We start from the raw sequence: 19,597 nt of genomic DNA, 5'->3' as shown, positions 1-19,597 counted from the left end.
TCCCATCACCGGGGCATACCCGGCAGGCCGCCCGGGATCATACCCTTCATCGCTCGCATCATTTTCTGCATGCCGCCCTTGGAGAACTGCTTCATCACCTTCTGCGTCTGTTCGAACTGGTTCAGCAGGCGATTGACCTCCTGCACCGTGACCCCGGAACCGGCAGCGATGCGGCGCTTGCGGCTGGCCTTGAGCACCTCCGGCTTGGCACGCTCGAGCGGCGTCATCGAGTTGATGATGCCCTCGATGCGGGAGATGGCCTTTTCCTCGGCGCCCCCCTGGAGCTTGCCGGCGGCCTGCGCGAACTGCGCCGGCAGCTTGTCCATCATCGACGCCAGCCCGCCCATCTTGCGCATCTGGGCGATCTGCTCTTTGAAGTCGTTCAGATCGAAGCCCTTGCCGCTCTTCAACTTCTGCGCGAAGACGCGGGCTTTCTCCTCGTCGACTCCGCGGCGCGCCTCCTCGACCAGGCCGAGGATGTCGCCCATCCCGAGGATGCGGCTGGCCATCCGGTCGGGGTGGAAGGGCTCGAGCCCGGAGAGCTTCTCGCCGACGCCGGCGAACTTCAGCGGCTTGCCGGTGACGTGGCGCACCGACAGCGCCGCACCGCCACGCGCATCGCCGTCGAGCTTGGTCAGCACCACACCGGTGAGCGGCAGCGCCTCGTTGAAGGCGCGCGCGGTGTTGACCGCATCCTGGCCGAGCATCGCATCGACCACGAACAGGGTTTCGATCGGGCCGAGTGCGGCGTGCAGATCCTTGATCTCGGCCATCATCGCCGCGTCCACCGCGAGACGGCCGGCGGTGTCCACGAGCAGCACGTCGACGTGGTGCTTGCGCGCGTAATCGAGTGCGGCGCGCGCGATGTCCACCGGCTTCTGCTCCGCCGACGAGGGGAAGAAGCCGACGCCCGCCTGCGCCGCCACCGTCTTCAACTGCTCGATCGCCGCCGGGCGATAGACGTCGGCCGACACCACCAGCACTTTTTTCTTCTGCTGTTCGTGCAGCAGTTTGGCGAGCTTGCCGGTGGTGGTGGTCTTGCCCGCGCCCTGCAGACCTGCCATCAGCACCACCGCCGGAGGCTGGGTGGACAGATCGAGACCTTCGTGCGCGCCGCCCATCAACGCCTTCAGCTCGTCATGCACCACCCCGACCAAAGCCTGGCCCGGCGTCAACGACCCGACCACCTCCTGACCGACCGCCTTTTCCTTCACCCGGGCAACGAAGTCCTTGACCACCGGCAATGCGACGTCGGCCTCGAGCAGCGCCATACGCACCTCGCGCATCGCCTCCTGGATGTTTTCTTCGGTCAGGCGCGCCTGGCCGCGGAGGGTTTTGACGACTTTGGACAGGCGCAGGGTGAGATTGTCGAGCATGTTCGGAAAGGCCTTGGCGCGGTGACTTGGAGTAAACTGCGGCTACATATGCAGACCATTCTACTTCATCTGGTTCCCGCCTCGCTTTACGCCGGACTGGGCGTGCTGTTCTGGCGCAGCTGCCTGCTCGGCGCCGCACCGGAAGGGGCGCGGGAATGCCTGTCGGGGCGACAGCGCTTGGTGTTGCTTGTCGCCGTGCTCGCTCATGGCTATGTCCTGCACGAGGCGATCTTCCCCGGCAGCGAAATGCGTTTCGGCTTCGGTGTTGCGGTATCGCTGATGGTGTGGCTGGCGATCTGCTTCTACTGGGTGGAAACGCTCTATACCCGGCTCGACGGCCTGCACGCGGCCGCCATGCCTGCAGGTGCGCTGGCCAGCCTGGTGCCGCTGATCTTCCCTGGCGAGCATGTGCTCGTCAACGCAGCCTCTCCTGCCTTTCGCGCCCACTTCGTGGTCGCGATGCTGGCTTACAGCCTGTTCACGCTGGCGGCCCTGCACGCCATGCTGATGTCGATCGCCGGACGCCAGCTCCACAGCGCCCGCTTCAGCCGCCTGCTCGCCGGACTTCCGCCGCTGCTGACGATGGAAGCGCTGCTGTTCCGCCTGATCGCAATCGCCTTCGTGCTGCTCACCCTCACCTTGGCCAGCGGCGTGCTGTTCTCCGAGACGCTTTTCGGCCAACCTTTCCGGGTCGACCACAAGACCGTCTTCGCCTTCGTTTCGTGGTTTCTCTTCGGCATGCTGCTGCTCGGCCGCTGGCGCTGGGGATGGCGCGGACGGGTGGCGTTGCGGTGGACGCTGGCGGGCTTCACCGCCCTCGTGCTGGCCTATCTCGGCAGCCGTTTCGTCATCGAAGTCGTGCTCGAGCGCGCTTCCTGAGCGCCTCCTGCCTGACCATCTCCTGCCACAACCGTCTCCGCAAGCCGCCGTATCGCGCAGGCATCCGCCCCGCCCGGCTTTGTTGACAGCGTTCTGAGGCGCCCCAATACTCGGGGCCCCGCGACTTTCCCCGCCTCTCGTGCCGGACATCAGCCTGACGGCCCAATTCATCGCCCTGGTCGTGCTACTCGTACTTTCGGGCGCCTTTTCCATGTCCGAGACGGTCATGATGGCGGCGAACCGCTACCGCCTGCGTTCGCTCGCCGGCCAGGGCAATCGGGGTGCCCGCCTCGCAATCGAGCTGCTGGGCAGGACCGACCGCCTGCTGGGCGTGGTCCTGCTGTTCAACAATCTGGTCAACACCGCCGCCGCGACCCTGGTCAGCGTCATCACGCTGGAGATTTTCGGTGACGAGCGCTGGGTTCTGGGAATCGCCACCCTGCTCGTCACCTTCGCCATTCTGGTCTTTTCCGAGATCACCCCGAAAGTGATCGGCGCCACCCACGCCGACCGCCTCGCCCCGATCTTTGCCTTTCCGCTCTCGGCCCTGCTGCGGGTGTTCTACTTCGCGATCTGGTTCGTCAATCTGTTTTCGCGCAGCCTGCTGTGGTTGCTCCGGCTGCAGCCCCGGGAAGACAACCACACCGCGCTGTCGGTCGAAGAGCTGCGTGCGATGGTGCTCGAGTCCGGCCAGTTCATTCCGCACAAGCACCGCAGCATCCTGGTGAACCTGTTCGATCTGGAGAGCATCACGGTCGAGGACGTGATGACCCCGCGCGGCGCGATCGAGGCGATCGACCTCTCCGCCACCGAGACCGAACTGCGCCGCCAGATCGCCACCAGCTTTCACACCCGCCTCGCCGTGCACGACGGCGACAGCGAACAGGTGATCGGCGTGCTGCACCAGCGCCGCCTGCTCAACGATACGCTCGAGGACGGATTCTCCGTCGAGCGCATCCGCGGCTTGCTGGCCAAGCCATACTACGTGCCTGCCGACACCCCGCTGTATTCGCAGATCCAGTTCTTCCAGGAAAACCAGCAGCGCCTCGCCTTCGTCGTAGACGAGTACGGCGAGATCCTCGGCCTGATCACCCTGGAAGACATCATCGAAGAGCTGATCGGCAAATTCACCACCAGCATGCCCGCCGCCGGCGGCCGCCTGGCCTGGAACGAGGATGGCAGCGTGCTGGTCGACGGCAGCGCCAACCTGCGCGAACTCAACCGCAGGCTCGACCTCGCGCTGCCGACCGATGGACCGAAGACGCTCAACGGACTGATCCTCGAGCATCTGCAGGACATCCCGGAAACCGGGGTGTCGATGAAGATCGCCGAAATTCCGATCGAAGTCGTGCAGACCCAGGACCGCCGGGTGCGTACGGCACGCCTGTTCCGCCCGCTCGGAGACGGCACCGGACGATGAGTTTCTCCTTCCCCTTCGCGCCCGCGAAGGCCTTTACAAGGCCCGAGGTGGCGTGCAACATCGCCCGCTATCGAGTCGAGAGCACGGCATGGCGGCAAGCTCCAAACCGTCCCTGAGCGGCCTCGCCAGGGCGCTGATCCAGCACGGGCATCTGCAGGAAACCGATGCCCTCGCCTGCTCCGCACACAGCGGAGAAGGCAGCAACGCTTTCATCCGCGAAGTCGCCCAGCGCGGACTCATGAGCAGCGCGGCGATGGCCGCCTTCGCTGCCGAAACTTTCGGCTACCCCCTGCTCGACATCACCACCTTCGACACCGCCGCCCTCGCCCGCGAAGCCGTCGATCGCAAGCTGATGCAAAAGCACCAGGTCGTGCCTTTGGCGCGGCGTCAGAACCGCCTCACCCTCGCAATCGCCGACCCGTCGAACATCCGTGCACTCGACGAGATCCGTTTCCAGACCGGTCTCCAGCTCGACCTCGTGATTGCCGAAGCCGACAAGCTCGGGCGCGCCGTCGACGCGCTGGTCGAAAGCGCCGCCGATACGCTCCGGGAGCTCACCGGTGAAGCCTTCGACATGGACCTGCTGCACCAGGAAGGCGCGCAGCACCCGCCCGACGAAGACGACACTTCGGAAGTCGACGACGCGCCGGTGGTGCGTTTCATCCAGAAAGTGCTGATCGATGCCATCAACGAAGGCGCCTCCGACATCCACTTCGAGCCGTACGAGAAGTACTACCGCATCCGCGTGCGCACCGACGGCGTCCTGCGCGACATCGCCCAGCCTCCGCTGGTGCTCAAGGACAAAATCGCCGCCCGCATCAAGGTCGTCTCGCGCCTCGACATCTCGGAAAAGCGCATTCCCCAGGACGGGCGGATGAAGCTGGCGCTGTCGAAGAACAAGGCGATCGACTTCCGCGTATCCACGCTGCCGACCCTGCACGGCGAAAAGATCGTGATGCGGATCCTCGATCCCGGCTCGGCAATGCTCGGCATCGATGCCCTCGGCTACGACCCCGACCAGAAGGAAGCCCTGCTCGCTGCGATCGACCGTCCTTACGGCATGATCCTGGTCACCGGCCCCACCGGCTCGGGCAAGACGGTGTCGCTCTACACTTGCCTGAACCTGCTCAACCAGCCCGGCGCCAATATTTCGACCGCGGAAGACCCGGCCGAAATCAACCTCCCCGGCATCAACCAGGTCAACATCAACGAAAAAGCCGGCCTCACCTTTTCCGCGGCGCTGCGCGCCTTCCTCCGCCAGGACCCGGACATCATCATGGTGGGCGAGATCCGTGACCTCGAAACCGCCGAGATCTCGGTCAAGGCGGCACAGACCGGCCACCTCGTGATGTCCACGGTGCACACCAACGATGCCCCGAGCACGCTCGAGCGCCTCAAGAACATGGGCGTCGCCCCGTTCAACATCGCCTCTTCGGTGATCCTGATCACCGCCCAGCGCCTTGCCCGCCGCCTGTGCTCGTGCAAGAAGCCCGCGGACATCCCGGAAGAGGCGCTGCTCGAAGCCGGCTTCAGCGCTGCCGAGCTCGACGGCAGCTGGCAGGCCTATGGGCCGGTCGGCTGCGAACGCTGCCAGGGCAGCGGCTACAAGGGCCGGGTCGGGATCTACCAGGTCATGCCGGTCAGCGAGCAGATCGCCCACATCATCATGACCGGCGGCAACTCCATCGACATCGCCGCGCAGGCCGCACGCGAGGGCGTGCGCGATCTGCGCCAGTCGGGCCTGCTGAAAGTGAAGCAAGGCATCACTTCGCTTGCCGAAGTGCTGGCCTCGACCAACGAATAAAGGACGTTCGACTCATGGCGACAGCAAGCCGGGCAGTGCGCGGCACGGGCCCGAAGGAAGACCTGTACAGCTGGGAAGGCAGGGACAAGACGGGCAAGTTGATCCGCGGCGAAATGCGCGCCAGCGGCGACGCCATGGTCCAGGCCATGCTGCGCCGCCAGGGCATCCGGGTGAGCAAGGTGCGCAAGCAGAAGCTGTCGCGCGGCCGACGCATCGGCGACAAGGAGATCGCCCTGTTCACCCGCCAGCTCGCCACCATGATGAAATCCGGCGTGCCCCTGCTCCAGGCCTTCGACATCGCCATGAAAGGGTCGGGCAATCCGGCACTGTCGCGCCTGCTCAACGAGATCCGCAACGACGTCGAGACCGGCTCCAGCCTGTCCCAGGCATTCGCCAAACACCCCCGGCACTTCGACAAGCTGTTCACCAACCTGGTCGCCGCCGGCGAGCAGGCGGGCATCCTCGACAACCTGCTCGACCGCATCGCCACCTACAAGGAAAAGATCCTCGCGATCAAGAGCAAGATCAAGTCGGCCCTGTTCTACCCCGCGGCCGTGGTCGTGGTTGCCGGCCTGGTGATTTCGGTGATGATGCTGTTTGTGATTCCCGAGTTCAAGAACGTGTTCTCCAGCTTTGGCGCCGACCTGCCGGCCCCCACGCTGATGGTGATCGCGATGTCTGACTTCTTCGTCGCCTACTGGTACCTGGTGTTCGGAGCGCTGCTCGCGGCCGTGCTGGCGATCGCCTGGAGCTACAAGCGCTCGAGCGCAATGCAGATCGCCGTCGATCGCGTCGTGCTGCACCTGCCGCTGGTCGGTCCGATCATCCGCAAGGCGACCGTGGCCCGCTGGACACGCACCCTGTCGACGATGTTCGCCGCCGGCGTGCCATTGGTCGAAGCCCTCGACTCGGTGGGCGGCGCCTCGGGCAATCACGTCTACCTGACCGCGACCCGGCAGGTCCAGAGCGACGTCAGCACCGGCACCAGCCTTACCGTCGCGATGCAGAACGCAGCGGTGTTCCCGGCCATGGTGGTGCAGATGGTTTCGATCGGCGAGGAGTCCGGCCAGCTCGATTCCATGCTCGGCAAGGTCGCGGATTTTTTCGAGCGGGAAGTCGACGACGCCGTCGCCGGCCTGTCGCAGCTGCTCGAGCCGCTGATCATGGTCTTCCTCGGCACCATCATCGGCGGCCTGGTGGTCGCGATGTACCTGCCGATCTTCAAGCTCGGCTCGGTCGTGTGATCCATGGCTGAACTCCTGCACGAACCGTTCGCTCTCGTTCCGCTGCTCAGCCTGCTCGGGCTTTTCGTCGGCAGCTTCCTCAACGTCGTCATCCATCGCCTGCCGAAGATGATGGAGCGCGACTGGCACGCCCAGGCCGCCGAACTGCGCGGCGAGCCGGCGCCCGAAGCCCCGCGCTTCAACCTCGCCACGCCACGCTCGCGCTGCCCGCACTGCGGCCACCGCCTGTCCGCGCTGGAAAACATCCCGGTGCTCAGCTTCATCTTCCTGCGCGGCCGCTGCAGGCACTGCGGCGCCGGCATCAGCAAGCGCTACCCGGTCGTCGAACTCTGCACCGCCGCCCTCTCCGGCGTGGCCGCCTGGCATTTCGGTGCCAGCACCGCCACGCTCGGCGCGCTGCTGTTCATCTGGGCGCTGGTGGCGCTGAGCTTCATCGACCTCGACACCCAGCTGCTGCCCGACAGCATCACCCTGCCCCTGCTGTGGCTGGGCCTCGCGTTCAACACCGGAGGCGTATTCACCGACCTGCACAGCGCGGTCATCGGCGCCATCGCCGGTTATCTCGCCCTGTGGACGGTGTACTGGCTGTTTCGGCTCGCGACCGGCAAGGAGGGCATGGGTTACGGCGACTTCAAACTGCTGGCGGCGATCGGTGCCTGGCTCGGCTGGCAGGTGCTGCCACTCACCATCCTGCTGTCCTCGCTGGTGGGGGCGATCGTCGGCATCGCCCTGATCGCCTTCGCGCGCCACGGCCGCAACGTGCCGATTCCGTTCGGCCCTTATCTCGGTGCCGCCGGCCTGATCGCGCTGCTGTGGGGCGAGACCCTGACCACGCGCTACCTGGGCCTGTTCTAACCCCCGGACCACCCTCCGGCGCAATGCCCACCCTCCTTGAAACCCGGCTGCGCCACCCCCATTTCGGTTGCGCGCCCGGTGTTCACGGGCTTCGCTTTTTCCTTATGCTGCATTGCGTTAGACTTGCGCACTTGTCTCCGGGAGCTCGTCATGCCCATTTATGAATATCGTTGCCCAAGCTGTGGTTTCCAGAAGGAACATCTGCAAAAAATGAGCGACGCACCGCTGTCCTCGTGCCCGTCCTGCGGCACCGAGGGGTACACCAAACTCCTCTCGGCCGCCGGCTTCCAGCTCAAGGGCAGCGGCTGGTACGCCACCGACTTCAAGGGCGCTGCCGCGCCGAGCACGCCCGCCCCGGCAGCGGCGCCCCCCTGCGCCGGGGGCAGCGGCGCGTGCGCCTGCCACTGACCGGCCACGTTCCCCCGAACGGCCCGCCCGGCGGGCCCGAGACGCTCAATTGAAGAAATACTTCATCACCGGCCTGCTAATCTGGATTCCGCTGGCGATCACCTTCATGGTGCTGGCCTGGATCGTCAGCACGCTCGACGCGATCCTGCTGTGGCTGCCGAACGGTTTCCATCCGCGCGACTTCATCGGCCTCGATATCCCCGGCGTCGGCGTGCTGGCAAGCCTGCTGATCGTGTTCTTCACCGGCCTGGTCGCAGCCAACGTGCTCGGCCAGAAGCTGGTCCAGCTGTGGGAAGCGCTGCTGTCCCGGATTCCGGTGGTGAAGTCGATCTACTACAGCGTCAAGCAAGTCTCGGACACCGTTTTTTCCAGCACTGGCCAGGCTTTTCGCAAGGCCCTGCTGGTGCAGTACCCGCGCCAGGGCGCATGGACGATCGCCTTTCTCACCGGCCAGCCAGGCGGCGATGCGGCGTATCACCTGCAGGGCGACTACGTCAGCGTCTATGTGCCGACCACGCCCAACCCGACCTCGGGCTTCTTTTTGATGATGCCGCGGGCGGACGTCATCGAACTGGAGATGAGCGTCGATGAAGCGCTCAAGTACATCATCTCCATGGGAGTGGTCGCTCCCCCGCTGCGCCGGCCGGCCAGCCGGGCGGCCCTGCTCAACGAATGACGCTCCCCGACGGACAAGGCCACCGCCAACAAGACCACCCCGTTTTCCCTGCTTCCTTGAATCCCGACGGCACGCTGCCGTCGCCCAGCCGGAACTCCTCCTTATGCGAACCCATTACTGCGGAAAAGTCACTGCCGCCGACCTCGATCAGATCGTCACCATTTGCGGCTGGGTGCATCGCCGCCGCGACCACGGCGGCGTCATCTTCATCGACCTGCGCGACCGCGAGGGCCTGGTCCAGGTGGTGTGCGACCCCGACCGCGCCGAGATGTTCAAGATCGCCGAATCGGTGCGCAGCGAGTTCGTCCTGAAGATGAGCGGCAAGGTCCGCCGCCGCCCGGCCGGCACCGAAAACGCCAACCTGACCTCGGGCGAGATCGAGGTCCTGTGCCACGACATCGAGGTCCTCAACGCCGCCGCGACACCGCCGTTCCAGCTCGACGACGAGAACCTGTCCGAGACCGTGCGCCTGACGCACCGCGTCATCGACCTGCGCCGCCCGCAGATGCAGAAGAACCTGATGCTGCGCTACAAGACCACGATGGCCTTCCGCCGCTTCCTCGACGGTGCCGGCTTCATCGACGTCGAGACGCCGATGCTCACCAAGAGCACGCCGGAAGGCGCGCGCGACTACCTGGTGCCCTCGCGCGTGCATCCGGGGCAGTTCTTCGCCCTGCCGCAATCACCGCAGCTGTTCAAGCAGCTCTTGATGGTCGCCGGCTACGACCGCTACTACCAGATCGTCAAGTGCTTCCGCGACGAGGACCTGCGCGCCGACCGCCAGCCCGAGTTCACCCAGGTCGACCTCGAGACCTCGTTCATGGACGAGCGCGAGATCACCGCCCTGGTCGAGGAGATGATCCGCTACGTGTTCAAGGAAGCGCTGGCGGTCGAACTGCCCGCGCCCTTCCCGCGCATGAGCTACGCCGAGGCGATGCGCCGCTACGGTTCGGACAAGCCCGACTTGCGCGTGACCCTCGAGCTCACCGACGTCACCGACGCGGTGCAGGACGTCGCCTTCAAGGTCTTCTCCGGCCCCGCCACCTCGGGCGGGCGCGTCGCCGCGATGCGCGTCCCCGGCGGCAACAGCCTGACCCGCGGCGAGATCGACGAATACACCAAGTTCGTCGCCATCTACGGCGCCAAGGGCCTGGCCTACATCAAGGTCAACGATGCCACCCAGCCCAACGAACAGGGCCTGCAGTCACCGATCGTCAAGAACCTGCATGAGAAGGCGCTCGCCACCATCCTCGAGCGCACCGGCGCGCAGTCGGGCGACCTGATCTTCTTCGGCGCCGACAAGACCAAGGTGGTCAACGACGCCATGGGCGCGCTGCGCACCAAGCTCGGCCACGAGAAGGCTTACGTGACGGGCGAAGCCTGGCGCCCGCTGTGGGTGGTCGACTTCCCGATGTTCGAATACGACGAGGACGACAAGCGCTGGACCGCCTGCCATCACCCCTTCACCAGCCCGAAGGACGAGCACGTCGAGCTGCTCGAATCCAACCCGGGCGAATGCCTCGCCAAGGCCTACGACCTTGCGCTCAACGGCTGGGAGATCGGCGGCGGCTCGGTGCGTATCCACCGCGCCGACGTGCAGGCGCGCGTGTTCGAGGCCCTCGCCATCGGCCCCGAGGAGCAGCAGGCCAAGTTCGGCTTCCTCCTCGATGCGCTCAAGTACGGCGCCCCGCCGCACGGCGGCCTGGCCTTCGGCCTCGATCGGATCGTCACCATGATGACCGGCGCCGAATCAATCCGCGACGTCATCGCTTTCCCCAAGACCCAGCGCGCCCAGTGCCTGCTGACCGATGCACCGGGCGACGTCGACGAGAAGCAGCTGCGCGAACTGCATATCCGCCTGCGCCAGAAGGTCGAGACCCAGGTCGAAGTCGGCCGCGGCTGAGTCCGCCAAAGCGGCCGCCAGACCGCCGCCTGCCCGCCCCCGCGGCGGACAGGCGGCGGTTTTTCATTTTCGCCCGGGCCAGCGCCCGCCCGAGACGCGCTCGAGGCCGGCCAGATCCTTCCACGAAGCGATCGCCCCGAAACCGGCATCGAGCAGCAGGCTGCGCACCGCCGCCGCCTGATCGTAGCCATGCTCGAGGAACAACCAGCCGCCGTCCTCCAGCCAGCGCGGCGCGGCACCCACGATCGCAGCCAGGTCGTCCAGCCCCGCCGGCCCGGCGGCGAGCGCCGTCACCGGCTCGAAGCGCACGTCGCCCTGCGCCAAGTGCGGGTCGCCCGCCGCCACGTAGGGCGGATTGGCGACAATGAGCCCGAAGCGCTCCTCGCCCAGCGCCGCAAACCAGTCGCTGAGGACGAAGCAGGCGCTGGCGCCGAGCCGCGCGGCATTGGCCATCGCCACCTGGAGCGCCTCGCGCGAGCGGTCGACGGCCACCACGTCGGGCACATCGAGTTCGAGCGCAAGCGTCACCGCCAGCGCCCCGCTGCCCGTCCCCAGGTCGAGCACGCGCACGCCGCGCCGCGCCGCGCAATGGGCAAGGGCGAGCTCGACCAGCAGCTCGGTCTCCGGGCGCGGAATCAGCACCGCGGGGGTGACGAGGAATTCCCGCCCGTAAAACTCGCGCGTACCGGTGAGGTAAGCCACCGGCTCTCCCGCCGCGCGACGCTCGACCAGGCCGCGGTACGCCGCCCACTCGGCGTCGGCCAGGCGCTGCTCGGGATAGGCGGCCAGGCGCGCCCCGGAACACTGCAGGGCATGGCGCAGCAGCACGCGGGCATCGATCGGTTCAATGCGCGCGCGCGCCCAGGCCAGCGCCGCGGCGATATCGGGCACCGCCGCGGGCGGCAGGCCGGCGCCGGATGAGGCCGTGCTCATGCGCCGTCCCCCGCCAGCGCGGCGAGCAGTTCGGCCTGGTGCTCCAGGATCAGGGCGTCGACGAGTTCGTCGAGCTCGCCCTGCATCACCGCATCGAGCTTGTACAAGGTCAGGTTGATGCGGTGATCGGTGACCCGGCCCTGGGGAAAGTTGTAGGTGCGGATGCGCTCGGAGCGGTCGCCGCTGCCGATCAGGCTCTTGCGCTGCGCCGCTTCGGCGCTCTGCCGCGCACGCGCTTCGGCATCGTGCAGGCGCGCGGCCAGCACCGCCAGCGCCTGTGCCTTGTTGCGGTGCTGCGAACGATCGTCCTGACACTCGACGACGATGCCGCTCGGAAGATGGGTGATGCGCACCGCCGAGTCGGTCTTGTTGATGTGCTGGCCGCCGGCGCCCGAAGCGCGGAAAGTGTCGATGCGCAGATCCGCCGGGTTGATGTTCACCGTTTCGACTTCGTCCGCCTCGGGCAGTACCGCCACCGTGCACGCCGAAGTGTGGATGCGGCCCTGGGTCTCGGTCACCGGCACGCGCTGGACGCGGTGGCCGCCGGACTCGAACTTCAGCTTCGAATAGGCGCCCGCGCCGGCGATGCGGGCGATCACTTCCTTGTAGCCGCCGAGGTCGGACTCGCTCGCCGACACGATCTCCACCTTCCAGCGCTGGCGCTCGGCATAGCGGCTGTACATGCGCAGCAGATCGCCGGCGAACAGCGCCGCCTCGTCGCCCCCGGTACCGGCCCGGATCTCGAGAAAAAGGTTGCGCTCGTCATTGGGGTCGCGCGGCAGCAGCGCGCGCTGCAGCGCGGCCTCCAGCTCGGCGATGCGCGCTTCACCGGCGGCCAGCTCCTGCTCGCCGAGCTCGCGCATCTCGGCATCGTCCAGCAGCTCCCGCGCCGTCGCGCAGTCGGCCTCCGCCTGCGCATAAGCCTGGTACAGGGCGACCACCGGTTCGACTTCGGCGCGCTCCTGCGACAGTTCGCGGAACCGTTTCATGTCGTTCGCCGTTTCCCCGGCCGCGAGTGTGCGATCGAGTTCGTCCAGGCGGCGGACGAGGTGTTCGAGTTTGTCGCGGATGCTTCGCTTCATGGAGTCAGCCCGGAGGGCCTGCGCCGGGCGCAGGCGGTAAAGAATCGACCGTAGCGCCCTAGCCGTGGGACGGCAGGTTGAACAGTTGCTCGACGAGCCGCCCGGCCTCGGCCTTGCGGGTCTCGTCGGCCTGGTTCAGGAAGCGCGTGGGGCCGTGCATGAGCTTGTTGGTGAGGCCGTGCGAGAGGGCGTCGAGCACGCGCTGCGGCTCCTCGCCCTTCGCCAGCAGGCGCAGGGCGCGCTCGAGCTCGGCCTGGCGCAGGGCTTCGGCATGTTCGCGCAGCGCGCGGATGGTCGGCACGCTGCCGCGCGCCGCCATCCAGTGCAGGAAGCCGTCGACCCGCGAGTCGATGATCTGCTCGGCCTCGACCACCGCCTGCTGGCGCGACTCCATGCCCGCCTCGACGACCTGGGCGAGATCATCCACGGTGTACAGAAAGACGTCGTCGAGCCCGGCGATCTCGGGCTCGATGTCGCGCGGCACGGCCAGATCGACCATCACCATCGGCCGGTGGCGGCGTGCCTTCACCGCACGCTCGACCATCCCCAGGCCGACCAGCGGGAGGGGCGCGGCGGTACAGGACACGACCACGTCGAAGCGCGCCAGCGCCTCGCCGATCTGGTCGATGCGCAAGGTGCGCGCGCCGAAGCGCGAAGCCAGGACCTGGGCGCGTTCCTCGGTGCGGTTGGCGACGGTCATCGACTTCGGACAGGCACCGCCGAAGTGCGCCGCACAGAGCTCGATCATCTCGCCCGCACCGATGAACAGCACATGCTGATCGGAGACACGGCCGAAAATGCGCTCAGTCAGGTGCACCGCCGCGGCCGCCATCGACACCGTATTGGCGCCGATCGCGGTCGTCGAACGCACCTCCTTGGCCACTGCGAACGTGCTCTGGAACAGCTTGTGCAGCAGCACCCCCAGGGTCCCGGCCTGTTCCGCGAAGCGCGCCGCATCCTTGACCTGGCCCAGGATCTGCGGCTCGCCGATGACCATCGAGTCGAGCCCGCTGGCGACGCGGAAGACGTGACGGATCGCGTCGCGCTGCGGGTAGGCGTACAGGTAGGGCGAGACTTCGTTCAGCGAGACGTGGTGAAAGTGCGCCAGCCAGTCGGCGACACGCTGGGGCTGCTCGGCAGCGAAATACAGTTCGGTGCGGTTGCAGGTCGACAGGATCGCCGCTTCGCGCACCGAGTCGGCATGAGCGAGGCCGTGCAGGGCCTGCTGCAGATGCTCAGGCTGAAACGCGACCCGTTCGCGGATCGCGAGCGGCGCCGTGTGATGATTCAGACCCAGAGCGTAAAGTTGCATGCGGAAAACGGCCTCGTCGACAGCCGGCGCATTATAGCACTCCGAAAAGTGCAAAAAACTTGAGCAAAATCAGCCACTTCAACCCGAAAAAGAGGGTGCGCGAACGAAAACGGGCCGACACCCGGTCGGCCCGTCTGACGAAATCGGCGCCAGTATAGCAACAAACCCGGAGGCGAATCCACGCACGCGCCGAAGGCCGCACGCCGGGCGGGCGCGCGCGCTACCCGGCCACGCTTGCCCGGCTGCGGTGCATCAGCGTCTGCGCCGCGACCGCGCACAGGGTGAACGTCATCATCAGCAAGCCCAGGTTCACCACCCCGTGATGCGGAAACAGGCCTACCGCATAGCTGCCCACCGCTCCCATCAGCTGCTGCAGCACGCCGGCCACGGCAGCGGCCGAACCGGCCAGCGCAGGCAGCACACCGACCGTTCCGGCGAGCGTCGACGGCATCAGGAAACCATGTCCCAGGCCCAGCAGCAGCAGCGGCAGGGCGAGGGCCAGCGGCGTATTCAGCCCGGCCAGCCCAAGCACGAGCATCAGGCCGATACCGCTCACCGTGAACAGCTGCCCGAGCGCCATGATCCGCCCCTCCCGGGCCCGATGCACCAGATGAGTGGTCAGGTAGTTGCCGACGATGTAGGCCGCCGGAATGCACATGATGTAGTAGCCGATGCCTTCGGGGCCGACGCCGTAGCTGCCGAGCACGATCGGCGCGCCACCGAGAAAGGCGTAAAAAGTAGCGGTGGTCATCGACAGGATCGCCACATAGAACAGGAACACCGGCTCCCGGAGCAGGCGCCCATACGCACTGAGCATGTTAGCGAACCAGTGCCCCCGATTTTCCGCCGGCGCGGGCGAAGCCGGCAGCCCGCGCCAGGCCGCCAGCAGGAGCGCGGCGGCGAGAACGGCGATGAGGACGAAATTGGCCTGCCAGCCCAGGCGGACATGCAACTGCCCGCCGACGATGGTCGCCAGCGGCGGGCACAGCCCCATCACCATGCCGACATAAGCCATCACCCGGGTCCGCTCCGGCCCGTGGAACAGGTCCTGGACCATTGCCCGCCCCACTACCATCCCTGCCGCACTGCCCGCGCCCTGCAGCACGCGCGCCGCAGTCAGCGTCGCCAGGTCCGGCGCCAGCGCGGCGAGGACCGAACCGGCGCCCGCCAGCGACAAGCCCGCCAGCAGCATTCTTTTGCGTCCCATCTGGTCGGACAGCGGCCCATAGACCAGTTGCAGTCCGCCGAAAGCGAGGAGATAGGCACTGAAGGTAAGCTGGACGCTCGCCTGGCTGGAGCCGAAGATGGCAGCCCATTCCTGCATCGAGGGAATGGAAATGGTCATCGCCAAGAGGCCGAACGCCATCTGTCCCAGCAAGTTGGCGATCAGCAGGGTGCGGGCACGTTGCGTCGGAGCGGCGTTCATCATAGGTTTATAGCCATTCGAAATGCCGCGCAATGCAGCCGCCGGCCGGCACGCGAATCGTCCCGAGGTACAAAGCAAAACGCCGACCACACGGATCGGCGTTTTGCTTGAAATACGGTGGTGGCCAGTCGCGGAATCGAACCACGGACACGCGGATTTTCAATCCGCTGCTCTACCAACTGAGCTAACTGGCCTAAGGAGCGCGCATTATAGCGAATTCAGGACGAAGGTCAAACATTCACGCCAGTTTTTTCGATATCCCGAACGGGACGGCCGGGCGGCGGGCCGGGCCGTGCAGCAGTTACGCCGGCGGTGCCGGGGCGACATCCCGGAATCACTCGAAATCGCCGTGCACCGGCGGTGGCGGCTGCAACTGGCTGCGCGGGAAGACGACGCGCGCAAGCGTGCCCCGCCCGCCGGGGTTGGCGTCGAGGGTCACGACCGCACGATGCAGTTCGGCGATTTCCTGCACGATCGGCAAGCCCAGGCCGGAGCCGTCCTCGCCGCTCCCGAGCACTCGGTAGAAGCGCTCGAACACACGCTCGCGGTCCGTCTCCGCGATCCCGACCCCGGTATCCTCGACTTCGAGGATCGGCACCCCTGCGAAGCGTGTGCGCGCCGTTACGCTGCCGCCGCGCGGGGTGTATTTGATCGCGTTATCGACCAGGTTCTTGACCATCTCCCGCAGCAGGACTTCGTTACCTTCGACCAGCAGGTGCTGCCCCCCTTCGACACCGAGGTCGATCTGCTTGGCGCGCGCGCGCGGGAAGAGTTCCAGCGCGACCGCACGAACCACGGCTTCCAGATCGACCGGCTCGACCGCATACAGCTTCTCGAAGCTGGCCTCGGCGCGTGCCAGCGACAGCAGCTGGTTGATCAGGTGGGCGGCACGGTCGGTGCTCTCGGCGATGCGCTCGAGCGACTGGCGCAGCTGCTCGGGGTCGGCTTCATGCAGCGCCAGGTCGGCCTGCATTTTCAGGCCGGTCAGCGGGGTGCGCATCTGGTGTGCGGCATCGGCGATGAAACGCTGCTGGGCCTGCAGGTTCTCTTCCAGGCGGGCCATCATGTCGTTGAAGGCGATGATCAGCGGACGGACTTCCTCGGGCACGCTGGCCGGGGCGATCGGCGACAGATCGGTCGGACGCCGGCGCCGGATCATGCTCTGCAGGCGGCTCAGGGGCGCGATGCCGCGCGTGAGCCCGACCCACACCAGCACGACCGCGAGCGGAATGATGGCGAACTGGGGCAGCAGCACACCGGTCACCACCTTCGAGGCAAGATCGGTGCGCTTGTTGCGGGTTTCCGCCACCTGCACCAGCACCAGCAGGTCGCGCTTGTCCGGCTCGGGACGCAGGAAACGGTAGGCGACCCGCGCCTCCTCGCCATGGATCACTTCGTCGCGGAACAGGACCTCTTCACCGTAGAGCGTTTGCGGCAAGGGCGGGCGGCCGATCTCGACGTCGCCGGTGAGGATCGAGCCGCCGTGGCTGGCGACCTGGTAATACACCGCATCGTCCTGGTCGGCGCGGAACAGCGCCCGCGGCGGCGCCGGAAAATGGACCGCCACTTCACCGTTTTCGACGACCACCAGCCGCGCCAGCGCGCGCACGCTGTCGGCGAGCGCGAGGTCATAGGGCCGGTTGGCGATGTTGTCGGCGACGTTGTGGGTGACGATGATCGAGATCGGCCACAGGAACAGCAGCGGGGCAAGCATCCAGTCGAGGATTTCGCCGAACAACGAGTTCGGCGCCGCGCTCTTGCGCCCGCCTGAAGCGCGTTCAGGCTTTCGCCGCCGCGCCAGCATCGGGGTTTTCCAGGCAGTAGCCCAGGCCGCGCACGGTGACGATCCGCACGCCGCTGTCCTCGAGCTTCTTGCGCAAGCGATGGACATAGACCTCGATCGCGTTGCTCGACACTTCCTCGCCCCAGCCGCACAAGTGGTCGACGAGCTGGTCCTTGCTCACCAGCCGCCCCACCCGCAGCAGAAAGACTTCGAGCAGGGCGATCTCGCGGGCTGACAAGTCCACCATCTGGCCGTCGATCTTGACTACACGGTCGGCCTGATCGTAGCTGAGCCGGCCGACCTCGATGCAGCGCGGCTGCCCGGTGCCCCGGCGACTCAGCGCGCGCACCCGCGCCTCCAGCTCGGGCAGCGCGAAAGGCTTGGTCAGATAGTCGTCGGCGCCGGCATCGAGTCCGCGCACGCGGTCATCGACGCCATCCTGGGCCGTCAGGATCAGCACCGGCTGAACCGACTTGCGCGCGCGCAGGCGCTTGAGCACTTCGATGCCGTTCAGCCGCGGCAGCCCGAGATCCAGGATCAACAGATCGTAAGCCTGCGAACTGACTGCCGCATCCGCATCGACCCCGTCCCCGACGTGATCGACCGCACAACCGCCACGCCGCAAGGCACGACAGATGCCGTCGGCGATGACCGGATCATCCTCTGCCAACAAGATGCGCATAGACTCAGGATCCCTCCTGGAAAGGAGGGATTATCCCACGCTTCGCCGAAGAGAAGCATCCGCGGCGCACGCCGTATGGAGCGCATCAAAAAGGCGAAAGCCCCGCCGAAGCGGGGCTTTCGCCTTTCCAGCAGGCTCCCGGCCGCGGCCGGGAAACGGGCCGGTCTTACATGCCCATGCCCATGTCACCCATGCCGCCCATGCCGCCCATCGGGGGCATCATCGGCTTTTCTTCGGCCAGCTCGCCGACCATGCAGTCGGTGGTAAGCATCAGGCCGGCCACCGAGGCGGCGTTCTGGAGCGCGGTGCGGGTAACTTTGGTCGGGTCCAGCACGCCCATCTCGACCATGTCGCCGTACTCGCCGGAGGCGGCGTTGTAGCCGTAGTTGCCCGAGCCTTCGACCACCTTGTTGACCACCACCGAAGCTTCGTCACCGGCGTTGGCGACGATCTCGCGCAGCGGCTGCTCCATCGCGCGCAGCACGATCTTGATGCCGGCGTCCTGGTCGTGGTTGTCGCCCTTGAGGCCGGCGAGGTTGGCGCGGGCACGCAGCAGGGCGACGCCGCCGCCGGGGACGATACCTTCTTCCACTGCCGCGCGGGTGGCGTGCAGGGCGTCCTCGACGCGAGCCTTCTTCTCCTTCATTTCGACTTCGGTCGCGGCACCGACCTTGATCACCGCCACGCCGCCGGCGAGCTTGGCGACACGCTCCTGCAGCTTCTCGCGGTCGTAGTCGGAGGTCACTTCCTCGATCTGCACACGGATCTGCTTGACCCGCGCCTCGATGCGCGAGGCTTCGCCGGCGCCGTCGATGATGATGGTGTTTTCCTTGCCGATCTCGATGCGCTTGGCCTGGCCGAGGTCTTCCAGGGTGGCCTTCTCCAGGGTCAGGCCGACTTCCTCGGCGATCACCTGGCCGCCGGTCAGAATGGCGATGTCTTCGAGCATGGCCTTACGACGGTCGCCGAAACCGGGAGCCTTGACGGCGCAGGTCTTGAGGATGCCGCGGATGTTGTTCACCACCAGGGTGGCGAGCGCTTCGCCGTCGACGTCTTCGGCGATGATCAGCAGCGGACGGCCGGACTTGGCGACTTGCTCGAGCACCGGCAGCAGATCGCGGATGTTGGAGATCTTCTTGTCGAACAGCAGGACGAACGGGTTCTCGAGGATCGCGACCTGCTTGTCCGGGTTGTTGATGAAGTAGGGCGACAGGTAGCCGCGGTCGAACTGCATGCCCTCGACGACGTCGAGTTCGTTGTTCAGGCTCTTGCCGTCTTCGACGGTGATCACGCCTTCCTTGCCGACCTTGTCCATCGCGTTGGCGATGATGTCGCCGATATCGGCGTCGGAGTTGGCCGAGATCGAGCCGACCTGGGCAATTTCCTTGTTGGTCGAGCAGGGCTTGGACAGCTTCTTCAGCTCTTCGATGGTGGCGATCACGGCCTTGTCGATGCCGCGCTTCAGATCCATCGGGTTCATCCCGGCGGCGACGAACTTCATGCCTTCGCGCACGATCGACTGGGCCAGCACGGTCGCGGTGGTGGTGCCGTCACCGGCGATGTCCGAGGTCTTGGAAGCGACTTCCTTGACCATCTGCGCGCCCATGTTCTCGAACTTGTCCTTCAGTTCGATTTCCTTGGCCACCGAGACGCCGTCCTTGGTCACGGTCGGGCCGCCGAAGGAGCGCTCGAGCACGACGTTGCGGCCCTTCGGGCCGAGGGTGACCTTGACTGCGTTGGCGAGGATGTTGACACCGGCGACCATGCGCTCGCGGGCGGAATCACCAAACTTGACTTCTTTAGCTGCCATTCTT

Annotated in this window: 16 protein-coding genes and 1 tRNA gene; 8 read left to right on the top strand and 9 right to left on the bottom strand. The window is 66.5% G+C overall.

All coding sequences use genetic code 11. The features are described 5' to 3' along the window. Positions 1-5 precede the first annotated feature (5 nt). Positions 6-1,376 carry a signal recognition particle protein gene (gene ffh, locus MXC99_RS14345; RefSeq protein WP_247726102.1) on the bottom strand — a complete coding sequence of 457 codons (1,371 nt, stop codon included), beginning with the start codon at positions 1,374-1,376 and terminating at the stop codon, positions 6-8. A gap of 48 nt (positions 1,377-1,424) precedes the next feature. Between ffh and MXC99_RS14340 the strand changes: the two genes are divergently transcribed. From MXC99_RS14340 to aspS, 8 genes are all read left to right on the top strand, one after another. Then, a complete protein-coding gene (locus MXC99_RS14340; protein WP_247726101.1) occupies positions 1,425-2,255 on the top strand; it encodes a cytochrome C assembly family protein in 831 nt (276 codons plus the stop codon). Positions 2,256-2,394: 139 nt separating this feature from the next. After that, positions 2,395-3,675: an HlyC/CorC family transporter gene (locus MXC99_RS14335; RefSeq protein ID WP_282100159.1), complete on the top strand. Its 1,281-nt coding sequence runs from the start codon at positions 2,395-2,397 to the stop codon at positions 3,673-3,675. A gap of 88 nt (positions 3,676-3,763) precedes the next feature. Then, entirely contained in the window at positions 3,764-5,479 is a 1,716-nt protein-coding gene (pilB, locus tag MXC99_RS14330; RefSeq protein WP_247726099.1) for a type IV-A pilus assembly ATPase PilB, read from the top strand. 14 nt (positions 5,480-5,493) lie between these two features. Beyond that, the gene (locus MXC99_RS14325) at positions 5,494-6,723 is read left to right on the top strand and encodes a type II secretion system F family protein (RefSeq protein ID WP_247726098.1); all 1,230 of its coding nucleotides are present in this window, start codon (positions 5,494-5,496) and stop codon (positions 6,721-6,723) included. A gap of 3 nt (positions 6,724-6,726) precedes the next feature. Continuing rightward, positions 6,727-7,578 carry a prepilin peptidase gene (locus MXC99_RS14320; RefSeq protein WP_247726097.1) on the top strand — a complete coding sequence of 284 codons (852 nt, stop codon included), beginning with the start codon at positions 6,727-6,729 and terminating at the stop codon, positions 7,576-7,578. 150 nt (positions 7,579-7,728) lie between these two features. Beyond that, entirely contained in the window at positions 7,729-7,986 is a 258-nt protein-coding gene (locus tag MXC99_RS14315) for an FmdB family zinc ribbon protein (protein WP_247726096.1), read from the top strand. A 49-nt stretch (positions 7,987-8,035) separates the two neighbouring features. Beyond that, positions 8,036-8,662 (top strand): DUF502 domain-containing protein, encoded by a 627-nt coding sequence (locus MXC99_RS14310; protein WP_247726095.1) that lies wholly within the window; start codon positions 8,036-8,038, stop codon positions 8,660-8,662. 103 nt (positions 8,663-8,765) lie between these two features. Then, complete coding sequence (gene aspS / locus MXC99_RS14305) at positions 8,766-10,565, top strand: aspartate--tRNA ligase (RefSeq protein ID WP_247726094.1); 1,800 nt, start codon at positions 8,766-8,768, stop codon at positions 10,563-10,565. A gap of 63 nt (positions 10,566-10,628) precedes the next feature. Here aspS and prmC read toward each other — a convergent pair whose 3' ends face one another. The 8 genes from prmC to groL all read right to left on the bottom strand — a co-directional run bounded on the left by prmC (position 10,629) and on the right by groL (position 19,593). Next, entirely contained in the window at positions 10,629-11,498 is an 870-nt protein-coding gene (prmC, locus tag MXC99_RS14300) for a peptide chain release factor N(5)-glutamine methyltransferase (protein ID WP_247726093.1), read from the bottom strand. After that, the gene (gene prfA / locus MXC99_RS14295; RefSeq protein ID WP_247726092.1) at positions 11,495-12,580 is read right to left on the bottom strand and encodes a peptide chain release factor 1; all 1,086 of its coding nucleotides are present in this window, start codon (positions 12,578-12,580) and stop codon (positions 11,495-11,497) included. Before prfA ends, prmC begins: the two co-directional genes overlap by 4 nt. 58 nt (positions 12,581-12,638) lie before the next feature. After that, positions 12,639-13,892: a glutamyl-tRNA reductase gene (gene hemA, locus MXC99_RS14290; protein WP_247726091.1), complete on the bottom strand. Its 1,254-nt coding sequence runs from the start codon at positions 13,890-13,892 to the stop codon at positions 12,639-12,641. Positions 13,893-14,112: 220 nt separating this feature from the next. Continuing rightward, positions 14,113-15,321, bottom strand: a complete 1,209-nt coding sequence (locus tag MXC99_RS14285) for a Bcr/CflA family efflux MFS transporter (protein WP_247726090.1) — start codon at positions 15,319-15,321, stop codon at positions 14,113-14,115. A 115-nt stretch (positions 15,322-15,436) separates the two neighbouring features. After that, positions 15,437-15,512: transfer RNA gene (locus tag MXC99_RS14280), tRNA-Phe, on the bottom strand. Positions 15,513-15,652: 140 nt separating this feature from the next. Continuing rightward, a complete protein-coding gene (locus MXC99_RS14275) occupies positions 15,653-17,122 on the bottom strand; it encodes a sensor histidine kinase N-terminal domain-containing protein (RefSeq protein ID WP_247726089.1) in 1,470 nt (489 codons plus the stop codon). After that, entirely contained in the window at positions 17,097-17,783 is a 687-nt protein-coding gene (locus MXC99_RS14270; protein WP_247726088.1) for a response regulator transcription factor, read from the bottom strand. Before MXC99_RS14270 ends, MXC99_RS14275 begins: the two co-directional genes overlap by 26 nt. A gap of 166 nt (positions 17,784-17,949) precedes the next feature. Further along, positions 17,950-19,593, bottom strand: coding sequence for a chaperonin GroEL (gene groL / locus MXC99_RS14265; RefSeq protein WP_247726087.1), 1,644 nt, complete (start codon positions 19,591-19,593; stop codon positions 17,950-17,952). Between the last annotated feature and the right edge of the window lie 4 nt (positions 19,594-19,597).

The sequence above is a fragment of the Thauera aromatica genome (genome assembly GCF_023093595.1).
GTDB lineage: Bacteria > Pseudomonadota > Gammaproteobacteria > Burkholderiales > Rhodocyclaceae > Thauera > Thauera aromatica_A.
Note: the sequence above shows the minus strand (reverse complement) of the source record. Positions and strands in the feature narration are given on the sequence as shown.

Bases quoted from the DNA above. Each gene is read 5' to 3' on its own strand.
- ffh (WP_247726102.1), bottom strand. From the start codon at position 1,376: ATGCTCGACAATCTCACCCTGCGCCTGTCCAAAGTCGTCAAAACCCTC.
- MXC99_RS14340 (WP_247726101.1), top strand. From the start codon at position 1,425: ATGCAGACCATTCTACTTCATCTGGTTCCCGCCTCGCTTTACGCCGGA.
- pilB (WP_247726099.1), top strand. From the start codon at position 3,764: ATGGCGGCAAGCTCCAAACCGTCCCTGAGCGGCCTCGCCAGGGCGCTG.
- MXC99_RS14325 (WP_247726098.1), top strand. From the start codon at position 5,494: ATGGCGACAGCAAGCCGGGCAGTGCGCGGCACGGGCCCGAAGGAAGAC.
- MXC99_RS14320 (WP_247726097.1), top strand. From the start codon at position 6,727: ATGGCTGAACTCCTGCACGAACCGTTCGCTCTCGTTCCGCTGCTCAGC.
- MXC99_RS14315 (WP_247726096.1), top strand. From the start codon at position 7,729: ATGCCCATTTATGAATATCGTTGCCCAAGCTGTGGTTTCCAGAAGGAA.
- aspS (WP_247726094.1), top strand. From the start codon at position 8,766: ATGCGAACCCATTACTGCGGAAAAGTCACTGCCGCCGACCTCGATCAG.
- prmC (WP_247726093.1), bottom strand. From the start codon at position 11,498: ATGAGCACGGCCTCATCCGGCGCCGGCCTGCCGCCCGCGGCGGTGCCC.
- prfA (WP_247726092.1), bottom strand. From the start codon at position 12,580: ATGAAGCGAAGCATCCGCGACAAACTCGAACACCTCGTCCGCCGCCTG.
- hemA (WP_247726091.1), bottom strand. From the start codon at position 13,892: ATGCAACTTTACGCTCTGGGTCTGAATCATCACACGGCGCCGCTCGCG.
- MXC99_RS14285 (WP_247726090.1), bottom strand. From the start codon at position 15,321: ATGATGAACGCCGCTCCGACGCAACGTGCCCGCACCCTGCTGATCGCC.
- MXC99_RS14275 (WP_247726089.1), bottom strand. From the start codon at position 17,122: ATGCTGGCGCGGCGGCGAAAGCCTGAACGCGCTTCAGGCGGGCGCAAG.
- MXC99_RS14270 (WP_247726088.1), bottom strand. From the start codon at position 17,783: ATGCGCATCTTGTTGGCAGAGGATGATCCGGTCATCGCCGACGGCATC.
- groL (WP_247726087.1), bottom strand. From the start codon at position 19,593: ATGGCAGCTAAAGAAGTCAAGTTTGGTGATTCCGCCCGCGAGCGCATG.